Source organism: Halorussus halophilus, from assembly GCF_008831545.1.
In the GTDB taxonomy this organism is placed as follows: Archaea; Halobacteriota; Halobacteria; order Halobacteriales; family Haladaptataceae; genus Halorussus; species Halorussus halophilus.
Genome location: NZ_CP044523.1, coordinates 2,058,390 through 2,073,807 on the forward strand (window position 1 = coordinate 2,058,390; position 15,418 = coordinate 2,073,807).

Annotated in this window: 17 protein-coding genes and 2 tRNA genes; 9 read left to right on the top strand and 10 right to left on the bottom strand. The window is 60.9% G+C overall.

Going from position 1 to position 15,418, the window contains the following annotated elements; all coding sequences use genetic code 11:
- Positions 1-18: 18 nt before the first annotated feature.
- The gene (locus F7R90_RS10150; RefSeq protein WP_158057336.1) at positions 19-774 is read right to left on the bottom strand and encodes a homing endonuclease associated repeat-containing protein; all 756 of its coding nucleotides are present in this window, start codon (positions 772-774) and stop codon (positions 19-21) included.
- A 313-nt stretch (positions 775-1,087) separates the two neighbouring features.
- Here F7R90_RS10150 and F7R90_RS10155 point away from each other — a divergent pair, with 313 nt between their 5' ends.
- Positions 1,088-1,477 carry a type IV pilin gene (locus F7R90_RS10155; protein ID WP_158057337.1) on the top strand — a complete coding sequence of 130 codons (390 nt, stop codon included), beginning with the start codon at positions 1,088-1,090 and terminating at the stop codon, positions 1,475-1,477.
- A 113-nt stretch (positions 1,478-1,590) separates the two neighbouring features.
- On the opposite strand, the gene F7R90_RS10160 is transcribed toward F7R90_RS10155, so the two are convergent.
- On the bottom strand, positions 1,591-2,142 hold the full coding sequence (locus F7R90_RS10160; RefSeq protein ID WP_158057338.1) for a homing endonuclease associated repeat-containing protein: 552 nt from the start codon (positions 2,140-2,142) through the stop codon (positions 1,591-1,593).
- A 158-nt stretch (positions 2,143-2,300) separates the two neighbouring features.
- Between F7R90_RS10160 and hpt the strand changes: the two genes are divergently transcribed.
- Complete coding sequence (gene hpt / locus F7R90_RS10165) at positions 2,301-2,867, top strand: hypoxanthine/guanine phosphoribosyltransferase (RefSeq protein WP_158057339.1); 567 nt, start codon at positions 2,301-2,303, stop codon at positions 2,865-2,867.
- A 355-nt stretch (positions 2,868-3,222) separates the two neighbouring features.
- Here the strand turns inward: hpt and F7R90_RS10170 are convergent.
- Both F7R90_RS10170 and F7R90_RS10175 read right to left on the bottom strand, forming a co-directional pair.
- Positions 3,223-3,295, bottom strand: a tRNA-Arg gene (locus F7R90_RS10170).
- 17 nt (positions 3,296-3,312) lie between these two features.
- Positions 3,313-3,612 (bottom strand): Sec-independent protein translocase subunit TatA/TatB, encoded by a 300-nt coding sequence (locus tag F7R90_RS10175; protein ID WP_158057340.1) that lies wholly within the window; start codon positions 3,610-3,612, stop codon positions 3,313-3,315.
- 99 nt (positions 3,613-3,711) lie between these two features.
- Between F7R90_RS10175 and F7R90_RS10180 the strand changes: the two genes are divergently transcribed.
- The gene (locus F7R90_RS10180; RefSeq protein ID WP_158057341.1) at positions 3,712-4,191 is read left to right on the top strand and encodes a redoxin domain-containing protein; all 480 of its coding nucleotides are present in this window, start codon (positions 3,712-3,714) and stop codon (positions 4,189-4,191) included.
- A 107-nt stretch (positions 4,192-4,298) separates the two neighbouring features.
- Positions 4,299-5,114, top strand: coding sequence for an HD domain-containing protein (locus tag F7R90_RS10185; RefSeq protein ID WP_158057342.1), 816 nt, complete (start codon positions 4,299-4,301; stop codon positions 5,112-5,114).
- On the opposite strand, the gene F7R90_RS10190 is transcribed toward F7R90_RS10185, so the two are convergent.
- Both F7R90_RS10190 and F7R90_RS10195 read right to left on the bottom strand, forming a co-directional pair.
- On the bottom strand, positions 5,111-6,097 hold the full coding sequence (locus F7R90_RS10190) for a PAS domain-containing sensor histidine kinase (protein ID WP_192498276.1): 987 nt from the start codon (positions 6,095-6,097) through the stop codon (positions 5,111-5,113). The two genes, F7R90_RS10185 and F7R90_RS10190, sit on opposite strands and share 4 nt — an antisense overlap.
- A 67-nt stretch (positions 6,098-6,164) precedes the next feature.
- The gene (locus tag F7R90_RS10195; RefSeq protein ID WP_158057344.1) at positions 6,165-7,283 is read right to left on the bottom strand and encodes a glycosyltransferase; all 1,119 of its coding nucleotides are present in this window, start codon (positions 7,281-7,283) and stop codon (positions 6,165-6,167) included.
- Between the two features lie 136 nt (positions 7,284-7,419).
- On the opposite strand from F7R90_RS10195, the gene F7R90_RS10200 reads away from it, so the two are divergent.
- Positions 7,420-9,255, top strand: coding sequence for a hypothetical protein (locus tag F7R90_RS10200; RefSeq protein WP_158057345.1), 1,836 nt, complete (start codon positions 7,420-7,422; stop codon positions 9,253-9,255).
- A 35-nt stretch (positions 9,256-9,290) separates the two neighbouring features.
- Here the strand turns inward: F7R90_RS10200 and F7R90_RS10205 are convergent, their stop codons facing one another.
- Positions 9,291-10,316, bottom strand: coding sequence for a glycosyltransferase family 4 protein (locus F7R90_RS10205; protein WP_158057346.1), 1,026 nt, complete (start codon positions 10,314-10,316; stop codon positions 9,291-9,293).
- Positions 10,317-10,533: 217 nt separating this feature from the next.
- On the opposite strand from F7R90_RS10205, the gene F7R90_RS10210 reads away from it, so the two are divergent.
- Complete coding sequence (locus F7R90_RS10210) at positions 10,534-10,812, top strand: ribonuclease P protein component 4 (RefSeq protein WP_158057347.1); 279 nt, start codon at positions 10,534-10,536, stop codon at positions 10,810-10,812.
- Between the two features lie 94 nt (positions 10,813-10,906).
- Here F7R90_RS10210 and F7R90_RS10215 read toward each other — a convergent pair.
- The 3 genes from F7R90_RS10215 to F7R90_RS10220 form a co-directional block, all read right to left on the bottom strand.
- Positions 10,907-10,981 (bottom strand) — tRNA-Arg (locus tag F7R90_RS10215).
- A 73-nt stretch (positions 10,982-11,054) separates the two neighbouring features.
- On the bottom strand, positions 11,055-11,222 hold the full coding sequence (locus F7R90_RS22170) for a hypothetical protein (protein ID WP_192498277.1): 168 nt from the start codon (positions 11,220-11,222) through the stop codon (positions 11,055-11,057).
- A gap of 165 nt (positions 11,223-11,387) precedes the next feature.
- On the bottom strand, positions 11,388-12,707 hold the full coding sequence (locus F7R90_RS10220) for a geranylgeranylglyceryl/heptaprenylglyceryl phosphate synthase (RefSeq protein ID WP_158057348.1): 1,320 nt from the start codon (positions 12,705-12,707) through the stop codon (positions 11,388-11,390).
- A gap of 132 nt (positions 12,708-12,839) precedes the next feature.
- Between F7R90_RS10220 and F7R90_RS10225 the strand changes: the two genes are divergently transcribed.
- The 3 genes from F7R90_RS10225 to F7R90_RS10235 all read left to right on the top strand — a co-directional run bounded on the left by F7R90_RS10225 (position 12,840) and on the right by F7R90_RS10235 (position 15,261).
- On the top strand, positions 12,840-13,949 hold the full coding sequence (locus F7R90_RS10225; RefSeq protein WP_158057349.1) for a hypothetical protein: 1,110 nt from the start codon (positions 12,840-12,842) through the stop codon (positions 13,947-13,949).
- Between the two features lie 180 nt (positions 13,950-14,129).
- Positions 14,130-14,780: an RAD55 family ATPase gene (locus F7R90_RS10230; protein WP_158057350.1), complete on the top strand. Its 651-nt coding sequence runs from the start codon at positions 14,130-14,132 to the stop codon at positions 14,778-14,780.
- A gap of 70 nt (positions 14,781-14,850) precedes the next feature.
- Positions 14,851-15,261, top strand: coding sequence for a CoA-binding protein (locus tag F7R90_RS10235; RefSeq protein WP_158057351.1), 411 nt, complete (start codon positions 14,851-14,853; stop codon positions 15,259-15,261).
- The last annotated feature ends 157 nt before the right edge of the window (positions 15,262-15,418 follow it).

The window sequence follows — 15,418 nt, forward strand, 5'->3', positions numbered from 1 at the left end:
TGGTCACTCCTCGGCCGGTCAGGAGTCGTCGGCGAAGGTCTGTTCGTCGGTCGCTTCGTCGTCCAACGCCTGCGCGCGGGCCGCCAGAAACGACCCGAATCGCTCGGCGTACTCACGCACGGAGTAAGCACCACGTGCCTGAACGTCGTCGGCACTCGGCGAGCGGCCGAGTTCGTCGGCGAGTCGGCGCACGTCCGCGAGCAGTTCTGTCTCGGACACGTCGCTCTTTGTTCGATTCGTGGCGAAGTCAACCTCCGCGAGCGCGGCCCGCCACGACCCGAATCGACGGTGGTACGTCACGGGCGCGTATTCGCCGTACTCCTCCATCTCCTCGGCAGTCGGTGGTTGGTCCAGTTCGTCGGCCAGTCGCGTCAGTTCTTGACGGAGGTCCTTCTCGGAAATCTCGTTGGTCGAGAGCATCGCCTGTTCGATGGCTGCGTTCCAACTCCCGAACCGCGTCTGGTACGTGCGCGTGGAGTACTCGCCGTGGTCGGCCATGTCCCGCTGGGTGGGCGTCTTCCCCAACTCGGTGTGGAGTCGCTGTAACTCCGCCAGCAACTCGCGGTCGGGAATCGATTTCCCCATGTCGCCGGGGTCGAGTCCGGCCGCTTCGAGGGCTTCGTCCCACCCGTCGAACACCTCGAAGTACCGCTGTGGGTCACAGTCGCCCTGCTCGTGCATCTCGACTACCGTCGGTGTCTTCCCGAGTCGCGCGGCCAGCGACTGAAGCGCCGACCGCAGTGTCGTCTCGTCCGCGCGACTCGCTCGACTCATTGGTGGTCACTTTTGCGAGAGATACCTTAAAACTGCGCGTTGTTTGTAGTGAATGTTAGCCTCTGTGACGTGCGTGCGATGTTCTCACATTCCGGAAAGTATCATGTTGTATAATTCTATTTTCAGGTAAGCAAGTATTTATATAGGTGGCCTCTCAAGAGGATTTGTAAGCACGAATTAACGCCGAGAAAATGCCGGTCTGGGGCGGCTTGACAACCCTTCCGACGATTCAAACGAGGATTGTTGGACTTATAAAGGACACGGCCAATTCTCGGACGTGAGAACGTGCGTGAAAACGGAGAAATCAAAACACATGAGCCTCAAACAAGAACTCAAAGAGAAGCTGTCGGAAACACGAGCTGTGAGCCCGGTCATCGGAGTAATCTTGATGGTCGCCATCACAGTTATTCTTGCTGCAATTATAGGGACATTTGTCCTTGGACTCGGTGAGAATGTACAGTCGAACGCGTCTGCGGGTGTCGTGGAATCCGCTGCGAACGACAAAGCAGTGACATTGAATTCACTAGGTCCGAATACGGACGGTGTCAAGTGTGCAGGCGCAAGCTATCCGAACCTGGCCACACAATCTGTTGAACAAGTCGGTCAGACTCTTGACTGTACTGGAACGGGTGCCGATTCCATTGTCGCCTACAGCACGAATGGAGACGCTTCAAACGCGTCGGTATTCACGTTCGACAACTAAACCGATTAACATTTTTTTCGGTGAGAAGTACGACGTCACAACTTCGATAGAGAACGGTATCGACTACGAAGCGTCTGGGCAGATTCTACCAACAACGAAGACCTAACGTTGCTCTATCGATCCGATTCCAACCCCGCCGCTTCCAACGCCGCGCCCCACGAGTCGAACGCGCGGTAGTAGGGTCGTTGGGAGAAGTCGCCCAACTCGTTCATGTCCTGCTGGGTAGGCGTCCGCCCGATTTCGTCGCGGAGGGCCCAGAGAGCGGCGACCAGCGCGCACTCGGGAATCCGTCTGCTCGTTCTGGTCTCTCCGGCCAGCCCCGCTTGCTCCTTCGCCGCTGCCCACGACCCGAAGCGTCGGGTGTAGGTGTGCGGCGAGAACTCGCCGTGGTCGTCCATGTCCTCGAAGCGGGGGAGTCGGTCCAACTCGTTGCGCACTCGCCGCAATTCCTCGCACAACTCCTCGTCGCTGATGTCGGTGCGGTGGTTCGTCGTCAGTCCAGCGGCGGCCAGTGCGTCGTTCCAACTGCCCCATTCGGAGTAGTAGGGGGTCGACGAGTACGGACCGTTCTCGTTCATCTGGGCGCGGGTCGGCGTCTCTCCCAACGCTACGGCGAAGTTCTGCAACGCCTCGACCAACTTCTCTCGCGGAATCTCGCTCGCCATCGTAGTCACAAATGACTATTTCGTCACCGTATATGTATTTTCGGCCGTGAGGCGTGGAACGAACTCGCGCTGTACGAGTGGGGACGACACCCATGGCAACGACTCTGTGAGGCGACCAGATACCGTCACCTTTTATTAGCGCATCGAGTACACCCAACATGGATAAGCTGAAGCAGTCGCTGCTCGACGCTCCCATCATCGAGAAGGACGGTTACCACTACTTCGTACATCCCATCAGCGACGGGATTCCCGTCCTCGAACCCAGTCTCCTGCGCGAAATCGTCATCCGAATCATTCGGAAAGCCGAACTGGAGGACGTGGACAAAATCGTCACCCCCGCGGCGATGGGCATCCACATCTCGACTGCGGTGTCGCTAATGACCGACATCCCGTTGGTGGTCATCCGTAAGCGCGAGTACGGACTGGAGGGTGAAGTCGCGCTCTCCCAGCAGACGGGCTACTCCGAGAACGAGATGTACGTCAACAACGTCCACGAGGGCGACCGCGTCCTCCTGTTGGACGACGTTCTCAGCACCGGCGGTACGATGAAGGCCATCACCGAGGCGCTCGACCACATCGGCGCTGACGTGGCTGACGTGGTCGCAGTCATCAAGAAAGTCGGCCCGAACGAGTTGGACGACACCAACTACGACGTGAAGACGCTCATCAACGTGGACGTACAGGACGGACAAGTCGTCATCGACGACGAACACGGCGACGGATAGACGGGAGTTTCGTTTTCTGGGGTTTCGACGTGACGAGCGACGAGCCACCGACTCGTCGCTTGCGGTCGAATTGGGGGTTAGGAGTGTGTCGAGAGACGGAACTGTGACTTGCGGGGTTCGAACCCGCACGCTTTCGTCATCGGTCCTCGCGTTCGCTCGGACACGATGACGGGCGTGGCGGAGGTGAGCAGACCGAAGGTCTGCGAGCCTCGTCAGAGCTTGCTCTGACGGTGGTGAGCAAACGCGGTTTGTTTGCGAACGTCGTCACGCCCGCGAACGGAATGAACGGGCGTGACGGGACTGAGCAAACGCGGTTTGTTTGCGAGGCTCGCCACGCTCGTTGGGCGAAGCCTCACGAGCGTGGCGGGGTTCGAACCCGCGATCAGAGGGTTAGGAACCTTCTGCCCTATCCACTAGGCCACACGCCCCAAAGGAAAAGTACGAGTTATTCGCTGCTGGCGTCGCCGCTGGAACTACTGGTACTCGTCTCAGTTTCGGTCTGGGTCTCCGTACCGTAGTCGTCGTCGTCGTTGAGGTCGGTGCTGCTGGAGCCACCACTCTGCATCTCCTGCAGTTCGTCTTCGACTTCTTGGCGACCTTTCTTAAATTCGCCCATTGCCTCACCGGTCGAGCGTGCGAGTTTCGGGATCTTGTTCGCGCCGAACAGCAGGACGGCGATGAGGAGGATGACCATCATCTCCATCCCGCCGGGAACGGGTCCGAACAGTGGAATCGTCTGTACCATCTCTACTACTGAGTTGCTGTCTCGTATTTATAGGCTTTTTGCTCGTTTCGCGGCCGAGTCGGAAGGGTCTTTGAACAGACGTGAATATGCCCGAAGGCAATGATAGACGTAGGTGACGACGCCCCAGACTTCACTGCACCGCTCGCTGATGGCGAGATAGCACCGTTCACGCTCTCGGAGAACCTCGACGACGCGCCCCTCGTACTGGCGTTCTTCCCCGGCGCGTTTACGAGCGTCTGTACCGAGGAGTTGTGTACGTTCGAGTCCGAGATGGCCGCGTTCGAGGATGTGGGCGCGACCATCTACGGCGTCAGCGTGGACACGCCGTTCGCACTCGACGAGTTCCGCGACCAGAACGACCTGAGCTTCGGTTTGGTCAGCGACACGAACAAGGAACTCGTCGAGGCCTACGACGTGGAGATGGACTTCGCGGACATGGGCTACTACGGCGTCGCCAAGCGCGCCGTCTTCGTCGTCGATAGCGACGGCGAGGTCACGTACTCGTGGGTCAGCGACGACCCCGGCGTCGAACCGGACTATCAAGAAGTCGAAGGTGCTGCCGCAGAAGCCGCCGAGTAACCGCTGGACTGCCCGCCGAGTAGTCGGCCCGACTGCCCGCGGACTCGTCTCCGACGAACTCTTCCCGTGGCCGAGGGCTTTTTCTTTTGGGACTCCTCGTAGGTGGTATGAGCGAACAGAAAGAGACTGGCGACCGTCATCGGGAGTACAACCCCGAGGACGAACACTCGTTCCCCGACGAGCGATTGAACGAGATGCTGGAGTTCATGGCGAACGACGACGAGATTCAGGCGTATCTCGACGCTCAGAACATCAACCCCGTGACGCGAAAGGGGTACAACGACCACGGCCGCAAACACATCGAAATCGTCCGCAACCGTGCCTTGGCGCTGTACGACCTCCTGAAAGCTGGCGGCGTGGAGTTCAACGGTGCGGCCCAGCAAGGACTGGACGAGGAAGACGAGGGCGTCATCGTCGCGTTGGCGGCGACCATCCACGACATCGGTCACGTCGTCCACCGTGACGACCACGCCTACTGGTCGATTCCGCTCGCGGCAGACCTGCTCGACCGCATACTGCCGAACTTCTACGACACTGGCGACGTGGTGCGCGTGAAGGGCGAGGTGCTGCACGCCATCCTCTGTCACCACACCGAGGAAGACCCGCTCACCACGGAAGCGGGCGTCGTCCGCGTCGCGGACGCCCTCGACATGGAGAAGGGTCGCTCGCGCATCCCCTACGAGAAGGGTGGCCGCGGCATCAACACCGTCTCCAGTCAGGCGATTCAGCGCGTCTCGCTGATGCAAGGCGACACCGTGCCCGTGCTGGTCGAAATCGAGATGCTGAACGCCGCGGGCGTCTATCAGGTGGACAACTTGCTGAAGGCCAAACTACAGGATTCGGGGCTCGAACAAGACATCCGAATCGTCGCGGTCAATATCAGGGACGACGCCGACCAACTGGTCGAGCGAGTCGAACTCTAAGTTCGAACGTCAAACTTGGCTCCTTCTGCGCCGCTGTCTACCGATACCGTCCAGTCGTGAGCCTCCACGACTTGCTGGACGATAGCGAGTCCGAGCCCAGTTCCCTCCGAGGAGGTAGTGTATCCATGGTCGAACACCGTTTCGCGTTCGTCTTCCGGGATGCCGGGCCCGTCGTCGGCCACGAAGAACCCTGACTCGTTATCGAGTAAGCCGACAGTGACGGTCACGCCCGACCCGGCGTGGTCTATCGCGTTACGAAAGAGATTCTCGAACACGTGTCCGAGCAGGTCCGAGTCCGCTTCGAAGGTGAACGAGTCGGCGACGACGAGACTGGCGTCGTCAGTCTCGACGTGTTCCCACGCTCGTTCGGCTTGGTCGCGCAACTCGACCGGGCCACAGTTCGTCGCGTCTTCGTCGCGGGCGAGGACGAGTGCGTCCGCGACGATGTCCTCCATGCGTTCGAGCGACCGAACGACCGCTTCACCGTGTTCGGATTCCATCATCCGTGCCCGGCCGAGCGCGACGTTCAGTGGATTTCGAAGGTCGTGGCTGAGAACGCTGGCGACGGTCTCCAGTCGGTCGTTCTGTTCGCGGACGGCTTGCTCTGAGAGCTTTCGCTCGGTGATATCGACGTGCGTGACCAGCAGATACGTCTCGTTGGCGTGGTCGAACTTCGTCGCTCGCATGGTGAACCACCGTTCTCGGTCGGGCGCGTGACACGGATACTCGACTGCCACAACCTGCTCGTCGTCGTCGAGGAGCGACCGAATGCGGTCGGCGACGACCGTCGCGTTGTCGTCCTCCGTCGCCTCACAGACCGAGAGATAGTTCTCCCCGACCGATTCTCCCGACCCGCCGTTGTTCGCTCCGAACTCCCGCCACGAGCGGTTCGTGTAGACGATTCGACCGGTCGCGTCGAGTATCGCAACTTGGCTCGGGAACGCGTCGAATCCGGCACCTATCGCCGCGTCTGAAATAGACACTATCCGTTGGATTCACCGAGAGGACTTATACTAACGGGTCAGCCACGACCGGAGTCGTCGCGACCGGTTACGTCGTCTCTGCGGACACCCGTTCGTACACGTCGCCCAACCGCTCGACGGCGTGTTCGACGCTGAACTCCTCACGCCGGTCGAGACAGGTTTCCCGCAGCGTCTCGCACTCGCCGAGCGTCCGGCGAATCGCCGTTCGGAAGTCGTCTACGTCGCCGCTCTCGTAGTGATAGCCCGTCTCGCCGTCCGCGATGGTGTTTTCGAGCGCGCCCGCGTTCGCGCCGACGACCGGCGTGCCACAGGCGTTCGCTTCCAGCGCGACCAGCCCCTGCGTCTCGACGGGACTCGGGAACGCGAACACGTCGAGCGCGGAGTAGAACGCTGGCATCTCCTCGCGGTCCAGAAAGCCGAGGAATCGCGCGTCTGCACCGCGGTCGGTGGCCCGCCGCTCTAACTCTCTGCGGGCCGGTCCGTCGCCGCCGAAGACGACGGTAACGTCCATCTCTGCGGCCGCATCGATCAGTTCGAAGAGTCGCTTCTCGTAGCCGTGGCGGCCGGTGTAGCCGACGAGGGGTCGGTCGCCACGGAGGTCGTGGCGGTCGAGGAAGTCGTCGGTCTCGACTGGGCGGAACCGTTCGGTGTCGATGCCGTTGGGGACGACTTCGACCGGCGTGTCTACGCCGACCTCCTCGCGGATGTGGTCGCGAGTCGCCTCGCTCGGCGCGAGGACGGCGTCGGCGCGCCCGAAGAACCAGCGCTCGTACGCTTCGCTGACCTTGCTGACGACCGACGCGACCGAATCGGTCGGCGACACGTAGTCGGCGTACTCGCTGGTCGGCGTGTGGTAGGAGGCCACGAACGGGATGTCGCGGTCGCGCGCGAGTCGAAGGCCACCGAGACCGATGGAGAACGGGGTGTGTGCGTGGACGAGTTCCGCGTTTCGGACCGCCTTTGGGATTCGGGGCGTTCCGAGGCGGTAGCCGTCGTAGAACGGAAACGGAAGACTTCGGATGGGGTGTTCGCCCGACTCTGGGCGGTGGCCGTCGGAACTCGGGTAGACGACGTCCATCTTACTCCCCGACCGCTCCCACCACTCTCGCCACGATTTGATGGTGTAGGTGACACCGTTGACCGTCGGCAGGTAGGTGTCCGTGAACGCGGCGACCCGATAACTCATCGTCCCGACCTTTGCACAGTGGATGTTAAGGGTTTGTGTCTTCGTCTTGTCGCCAGTAGAACGGGCGACCAAAGAATAATTCTATAGTATTACAGCCAAAAGTAATTTTTATCCATAATTAAATATATTAGTTGAGATGACGAAAGAAGAGGACAATTCAGGAGACACGGACGAAACGGTCTCTCGCCGAGACGTGATGGCACTGACGGGTCTGGCTGGACTCGGTTTCGGGTTGGCAGGACCGAGTACTGGAACCGCGAGTGCGTCTGACGGATCACTCCACATCGACGGCTCGAACGCGATGGCCGCGAGTCTCGACGCGGGCGGCTACGACATCGTCAATACCGACGACATCTACCTCGGCGACGACATCCACGCCGAGAACAAGTACGCCTCGTTCATCACCAACGGAAGTGGCGACGGCAAGGTCCAGTTCTGGGACGAGAAGAACCAAGACTACCTCGTTCGCGGCCACGAGGGTGGTCCCGTCCAAGTTGGCACGGACACCTCCATCGAAGGTGGTCTTTCCGTGGACGGGTGGAACGTCGTGGACGTGAGCGCGGACCTCGGAGTTTCGCCCGGTTCCGGCACCGACGTGGCCGCCGAAATCGACTCGTTCGTCGGCAACGACTCCTCGGCGAACTACCTGTTCACGTTCCCGAACGGCACCTACACGTGGAATACGACGCTGAACAAGACCGACTTCGAAGCGCTCGGATTCGTCGGGAAACCGCACGCCACGCTGAACGTGACCGACCCCGACATGAATCTGCTCTTCCAACTCGGCGGCGAGTACACGCCGCCCGAACGGTTGGTCGTCAAGAACTTCACCGTGGACATCACTGACGACGGCGACACCACCATCGACGCCGGGACCATCGAGTCGGTCATCGGCGAGTACACACTCGTCGAGAACGTCACTGTCTCGGGGTCGCGTTCGAAGTACCAAGACCGGAACGGCGACGGGAGCGTGGACCACGACACGAACCAGCGGTTCTCGTTCAAGGTCCAGATGGCCAACGAGACGGGCGTCTGTTTCATGCGGAACGTCAAACAGCCGGATGGCGGCACCAAATGGAGTTCGAAAGACGAAGTCGGCCACGCGATTCCCTTCAGTTCCGACCCGAAACACCACGGCACGAAAATCTACGACCAGTGTTACGTGGAGGGCTTCATCGACAACGGCTTCTACGTGATGAACTCGCCGGGTCGCAACGTCCTGCACGGTTGCACCGCGAAGAACAACGGCGGCGCGAACGTCAGATTGGGCGTCAACGACGTCTGTCACGATTCCGAAATCGTCATCGACAACGCCAACTCCGTCGGCTACGGCAGTACCGGGCTCTGGCTTGCCGGGTCGTCCGACGACTACGAGGGGTTCCAGCCGTTCGCGGAGAACGTCCGCATCGACGGACAGGAAGCCCAAAACGACCTGCTACGAATTAACTCCGACGCCAACGGTGCCGCCGCGAAGAGCATCGACATCTACGTCGGACCGAACTCCTTCACGGAGGACGGCCACGCCATCGAGGTGACCGAGGGGTCGAGTACGCCAGACAGACCGGTGGTCCTCGAAGACGTCACGATTCGTGACGACGCTGGCGATGAAGCACCCCGATTCTCCGTCGAAATCAACCGCGACGAGACGACGATTCGAGACTTGGACCTCATTTGCTCGTACGACGGCTCTGGCTACCGCGAAGGCGTCGCCATCGACGCCTCGCACGTGACGATGGAGAGCAGTCGAATCCGCGTCTCGTGTGGCACCCACATCGTCGAACTCCGACAGTCGGACAACACGTTCGTCAACACGCGCTTCGAAGGCACGTCTGACAAGACTGCACGGTTCAGCACGAACAACTACGACAGCGCGGAGAACGGCCTGTACATGACTGGCTGTCGGTTCGTCAACGCGGAACTGTGGGGACTTAGTAACTCGGACATCACGACCAGCGGGAACTTCGGCGTCTGAGGGAGATGCTCGCAGGAGGAGTTCAGACAGTAGATTCAGACGAGTTCCCGATACGTCGCCGCGAGTCGTTCGCCGACCGCGTCCAGACTGTGTTCGGCGGCGGTCTCCTCGGCGTTTTTCCCCAATCGCTCCCGCAACCCGGGGTCGCGTTCGAGCAACTCCAGCGCCCGCCCGAACTCCGCGAAACTATCGCACTTGAGACAGTCCTCGCCGTGCGTGAAGAACTCCTCGAAGACAGGGATGTCGCGCAGGACGACAGCCTTTCCGGTGGCCATCGCTTCCAGCACCGCGATGCCCTGATTCTCGTTCTTCGTCGGGAAGCAGAACACGTCGCCCGCCGCGAACGCGCCGCGCTTGTCGTCTATCCACCCCGTGAACGTGACGTTCTCGGGTGGGTTCTGGGTCCACTTGCGCACGGTCGAACTCGCCTGCGGTCCCTCGTCGTAGGGACCGAACCACGCGAAGTCGTAGCTCGTTGCCTTCGCCAACTCACAGAACGTCGTCAGTCCCTTGCGCTCGAAGACGTTACCCATGGCGAAGACGACCATCCCTTCCAAGTCGTACTTCTCGCGGTACTCTTCGCGGAGCGTTTCGAACCCCGACAAGGAGTCGGCGTCTACGCCGTTCGTCATCGGCCGAATCGGCGCGTCTACGGGATACGACTGGAGAATCGACTTCGTGTACTCGCTCGGACAGAGCACGAGGTCCGCCTGCGAGTAGAACCACTTCAGATAGCGACCGAGCGGTTTCGCGAGCAGGTTCGACCCCCGAAAGCTCTCGGCGAAGTCCTCGCGGGTTACGTGCGAGTGGAGGACGAGCGGAATGTCGTTGCGCTTGGCGTGGCGCGCGACGGCGATCGAACCGGGACCGATGAGGTTGCAGTGGGCCACGTCGTACTCTCGGAACGGTGACCCAGAGAGCGCGGTGGCGGCGCTCGTCCACGGCGTCGTGACGACTTCCACGTCGGTCGATTCGAGTGCCTTCCGCTGGTGGTCGGCGGCGGTGCCGATGCCGCTCCGGTCGAGTTGCGACTCCAGTTCGAGATAGTTGAGCGCGCGCACTGTTCGCTCGGAGACGCGCGCGGAGGAAAACTGTACCGAAACGCGGGAACTGTTCCGAGAGCGTCGTTTCCGACGCGTTCACCACTACTCACCCCCGTAGATGACCGAAACCAAAAGTTATTTTACCTATTCGTGGTATTGCCCCCAATGGGGCTACACAGGATTCCTTCTATCCTTATCCTGTCTCGCCCCGGAAACCCCCACCCCCCATTCCCACATGACGATAGCCGAAGAACGCATCGAGCGCCTCGCATCGCTCGCGCGTGACGCCGCCGCTGATTGTAACGACGACCGCGCCCGAGAGTACGTCCGCCTCGCACGCCGACTCGCCGAGCGCAATCGCGTCTCCCTCCCGCGAGAGTTCAAACGATTTACGTGTGATAGCTGTGACCGGTATCTGCGCCCCGGCAAGAATGCGCGTGTTCGGCTACAAGACGGACACGTCGTGATTACGTGTGACTGTGGCTCGCAGGCGCGGTATCCATACGAGTCGTAGCTTTGGACAGTGAGCGACAGTTACTGTTCGTCGCCGTGATTCGGCATTCGAGACGTACTCACGTCCATTGGAATCGTACTGTTCGAAGAACGAGTGGGCGCTACAGGATTTGAACCCGTGACAGCTTGGTCCGAAGCCAAGTACTCTGTCCAGACTGAGCTAAGCGCCCGCACTCTTGCGTAATCCGGCGCGCAATTTAAACACAGTGGTTTCACTCCGGGCGTGCCCCGTCGTGACAAAACTCACTCGGCGAGAACAGAGTCCCACTCGATGCGGTCGATGGTACAACCGCCGCAGTCGGGACAGGTCTGGCGGTCGAGGACGAACCGCGACTCACAGTTTACGCACTCGTACGTCTCCTCCGATTGGGTGTCACGGACCACGCTCGAAAGTTTGTCTGCGAGACTCACCTGAATCACTATTCGTTCCAACGTGACCTATCCAGTTTACTATAGCTCGGCTAAACATCGTTTTGATTCGTTTCACCGAGAGCCACTTCACTGTCCTATCGCAGACGCTCGCTGCCCCACTGTTTCACACCCGCTAAAACAGTAATTACGGTGAGAATAACGACGCTACGACAGCGACAACCCGAGGTGGGTTCTGGTGGCCTCGAATCCCGCCACGTCGGTGTGTTCTGCGAGTAGGGCGAGCAGGCCACGCCGGACCAGTTCGGTGTCGCCAGCGTCGAGGTCACTCGTGGCGTCTGGGAGCACCGACGTTTCGCCTGCTCGAAGTGTCCGTCGAAGCTCAGTTTCGCTCGTCGCTTCGTTCTCGTCGGCTACGGCGTGCAAGTCGAGCCACGTCTGCACTGTCGCCACGAGATACTGCTGGGCGACGGATTCGGGGTCGGTAACGGAGGGAATCGTCGAAAGGTACGAGGCCGCGGCCGAGTCGCCGATTTCGACCGTTTCGGCGACCCACTCGCGGACGGATTCGCCGTCGGTGTTGTTCCCCAAGTCGTCCAACGCCCGTGAACAGAGTTCTACCTCTTCGTCGGCGACGCGGTGGAACACGTCGCCCACGACGACGGCGTCCGCGCCCGCGTCCAGCATCGCCGTTGCCGACTCTCGTGAGTCGATGCCGCCGCCGTACCAGAGCCGCGACCACGAGGTGCCCGCGGAGATGGCGTCGAGGATTTCGGTGGCTTCCTCGCCGCCGTAGGTGCCGGAGTATTCGAGGTAGACGAGTTCGCTTCCGAGGTGACACTCCGCGGCCATCGCGTGACGCTTCGCTTCGGCGGGCGACAGCAGGTCCGACTCCTCGACGTTCGCCTCTCTGGCGGCCGCGCTGTCCGGGTTCTGGATGATGTACGCCTCGAAGATGGCTTCCGAGAGGAGCCACGAGGTCAGGAACTCGGCGAGTTTGTCTTCGACGCTCTCGGGGAGTATCGGCACCTTCTCGCGGAGCAGTTCGGGGGCTAGCTCCTCGCGGATGTGTTCGACGCCCGCGCCGAGTTGCCCGACGAGCGACTCTGAGTCGCCGTTCAGCACCTCGGGGATAGCGAGGAACTCCGCCTGCTCGCGCGAGGCGCGCGTGACGTGTCTCGGCCCGCTCGGTTCGTGAAACACCGGTACCGACGCCGGTTCGAGGAGCGAGAACGTCTGTTTAGTGTTCTTGACAGTCACGTCCGCAGAACCGCCAACAGAGACGGCACTGGAGTGGCGAAGGTAGAGCGGATAGAGTAGTGGCAGTTTCTTCGCGTCTTCCGGGTCCACCTTCGTGACGTGGGTCCAGTCGGCCGGAACCGGATTCGTGTCCAACGACAGGAGCGTCCGAGCGGCGAGCTTTCCGGCCTGTGCGACTCGACCGACCGACCTCGCAGTGTCGTCCGCGCGAGTCAGTCTGGCTTGGAGCCGACTCAGCCAGTTATCGCCAGCGTCCGCGTCTCTCATTACGCTGAACAGCCGACGTGAGATACATAAAAAGCTCGTTTGCGGCTCGTTTCGGCGTCGTCCGCTGCGTTCGGGCGCTCCGACAGCGATTACACAATCCTCAAATAGCGCGACGGGCGACTCTCCGACAAGATGGGTAGCGTTCGGTCCCGGATACCGGCGACAGCGCGGGCACTCTACACGACCCTCGCGGAGTCACGCGACCCGCGGGTGCTGTCGATGGTACTGCTCCGCCAAGAAGTCGAGTCGGAGATAGCGTCGATAACCGAGCGACTCTTTCTGAGCGTCGAGCGGGACCTCCAGCAAGCCCGCGAGGACGGCGAGCTGAATCCCGTTCCCGGCGCGGAAAACGAGCAGGCACGGTTCGACTACGACACGCGACTAGTCCTGCCTGCGATGCTGACGCTCGCGCGAATCCACGTCGTCGCGGGGGACGTACCGGTCTCACGAGCCGTTGGCGACGTGAACCGCGACCTCGTGGCGCAGGGCCGCGAGACGACGCGGAACATCGTCCGCGCGCTCCTCGACGGCGACATGCGCGACGCCATAAACGACGAGGAGTACGAGGACTTCCAGACGAACCTCCAACCGCGACCGCAGGTCGCCGAACTCGCCCAAGAGAGCTTGCAGGACGACGTCGAATCGTGGTTCGACCACGAGGACACGCCCGAGACGGTGCGGACGTACTACGAACACGCGGTCGAACTCTCCGAGCGCCATCAGGAGGAAGACCAGACGTTCCGAGAACTGCTCGACAACTACCGAGAAGCCTCCGCCGACGAGCGGACCGACGCGGCCGAAGACATCCGCGAGCAGTACAAGTTCGCCGATGCCGAAAGCGGGGAAGCACTGTTCGGCGACGAGTTCGAGATTCCGTACTTCGCCACGCAGTACGCCCGGGTCGGTATCCTCTACGAGGACATGCTGAACATGTACGAAGCCGACCTCGGACTCGACTTGGGCGACGGGTTCAAGCGGGCTATCGTCTTGATGGTCATCGGAGCTCAAATCGGACTGGACGACACCGACGACTATCCGGAAGACAAGGGAACGCAACTGACGCCCGTCACCGCGGAACTGAACATCGCAGACAGTCGTGCCGAAGGCGTCGAGACGCTCCGTCGCATCGTCGAAGCCTACCTCGACCGGGCGGCCGCCGCGGTGGACGACCATCTCACACGCATCGCCATCGAGTACATCCGGGAGCAGTCGCTCGACAGAATCGACGGGCTTCGGGCGTGAGTGGACCCGCACGAGACGACCTGAATTCGACAGTAATTCCGCGGGATTCGTCGCGTCTGCCGTGTCTCAGTAAGCAATCAAAAAGAATATAAGTGACACGAGGTATCTTACTGCCAGACGAAACTGTGGTAGCGTCTGCCGGTCCACGCGCCCAGTGTCACTCTGTTGCGAGGAACCGCCATGTACGGATTGGGTGAGGCCTGTCAGGGGGTCGAAGTCGAACCAGGGACGAACCTCCTGATTACCGGGCCACCGATGACGGGAAAACGAACGCTCGCGCTCGACGTTCTCGCTCACGGCAGTCGTCAGGGCGACGGTGCGATAATCGTCACCACGAAGGACGGCGGCGAGAGTATGCGTGACGCACTGAGCGACAAGCTTGGCCAACGCGAGAGCGGTCCAATCGGCATCGTGGACTGCGTCTCTAAGCAGCAGGGAATGAACCCCTCCTCGGACAGTTCGATTCAGTACGCCTCTTCTCCAGTGGACATGACCGGCATCGGGATTCAGCTCTCGGAATTCTTACAGGAGTTCTACAAGAAGCGCAGCGTCCAGCGGAACCGAATCCTGCTTCACTCGCTTTCGACGCTGTTGATGTACTCGGACCTCCAAACCGTCTTCCGATTCTTGCACGTGTTCACCGGCCGCGTCCAGAGCGCGGACGCCCTCGGCGTGTTCGTCATCGACTCGACGGCCCACGACGACCAGACGATGAGTACGCTCAAGCAACTGTTCGACGGCCAAATCGAGCTCCGCGAGGGCGAGGACCGCCAGACTGAACTTCGACTCACCGGCGTCGGCGGCGGTTCGGAGTGGCGACCCGTTCCGTAAAAGCGCCAACTATCGGCCAGTTTCGCACCCTGCCCGCAACCTTTTGCAGGTCGGCGTCGTCGGTTCGGCTATGCCAGTCGATAGCGACGCCGAACTGCGCGAGATTCTGGGAATGGAGACTGTCGCAGTGGTCGGTTGTTCGAGTACCGAAGGGAAAGACGCCCACGAGATTCCGAAGTACCTGCGCGACCACGGCTACGACGTGATTCCGGTCAACCCCTACGCCGACGAGATTTTCGGCCGCGAAGTGTCCGATTCGCTTTCGGACGTGGCCGAAGACATCGACATCGTGGACGTGTTCCGCCCGAGTGAGGAAGTCGCGGGCATCGTAGACCAAGCAATCGAGCGCGAGGACGTGAAGGTCATCTGGACGCAACTGGGAATTCGGGACGACGCGGCCGCGGAGAAGGCAGAGGATGCAGGCAAGCGCGTGGTCCAAGACAAGTGCATGAAAGTCGAACATCAGCGGCTAGTGGCTTGAAACGAGGGTCTGAGGGATTTTGGTGCGGTAACTCACCAGTTGATTTTCGAAGCCAGTTGCTGGCAGACGAGTTTGGTGATAGAGAGCCAACTAGCGACGAGAACAGCACTGTTGCCGTCACAAGTGAGACCGCAACGTCCACACGCCTCCCCAACCG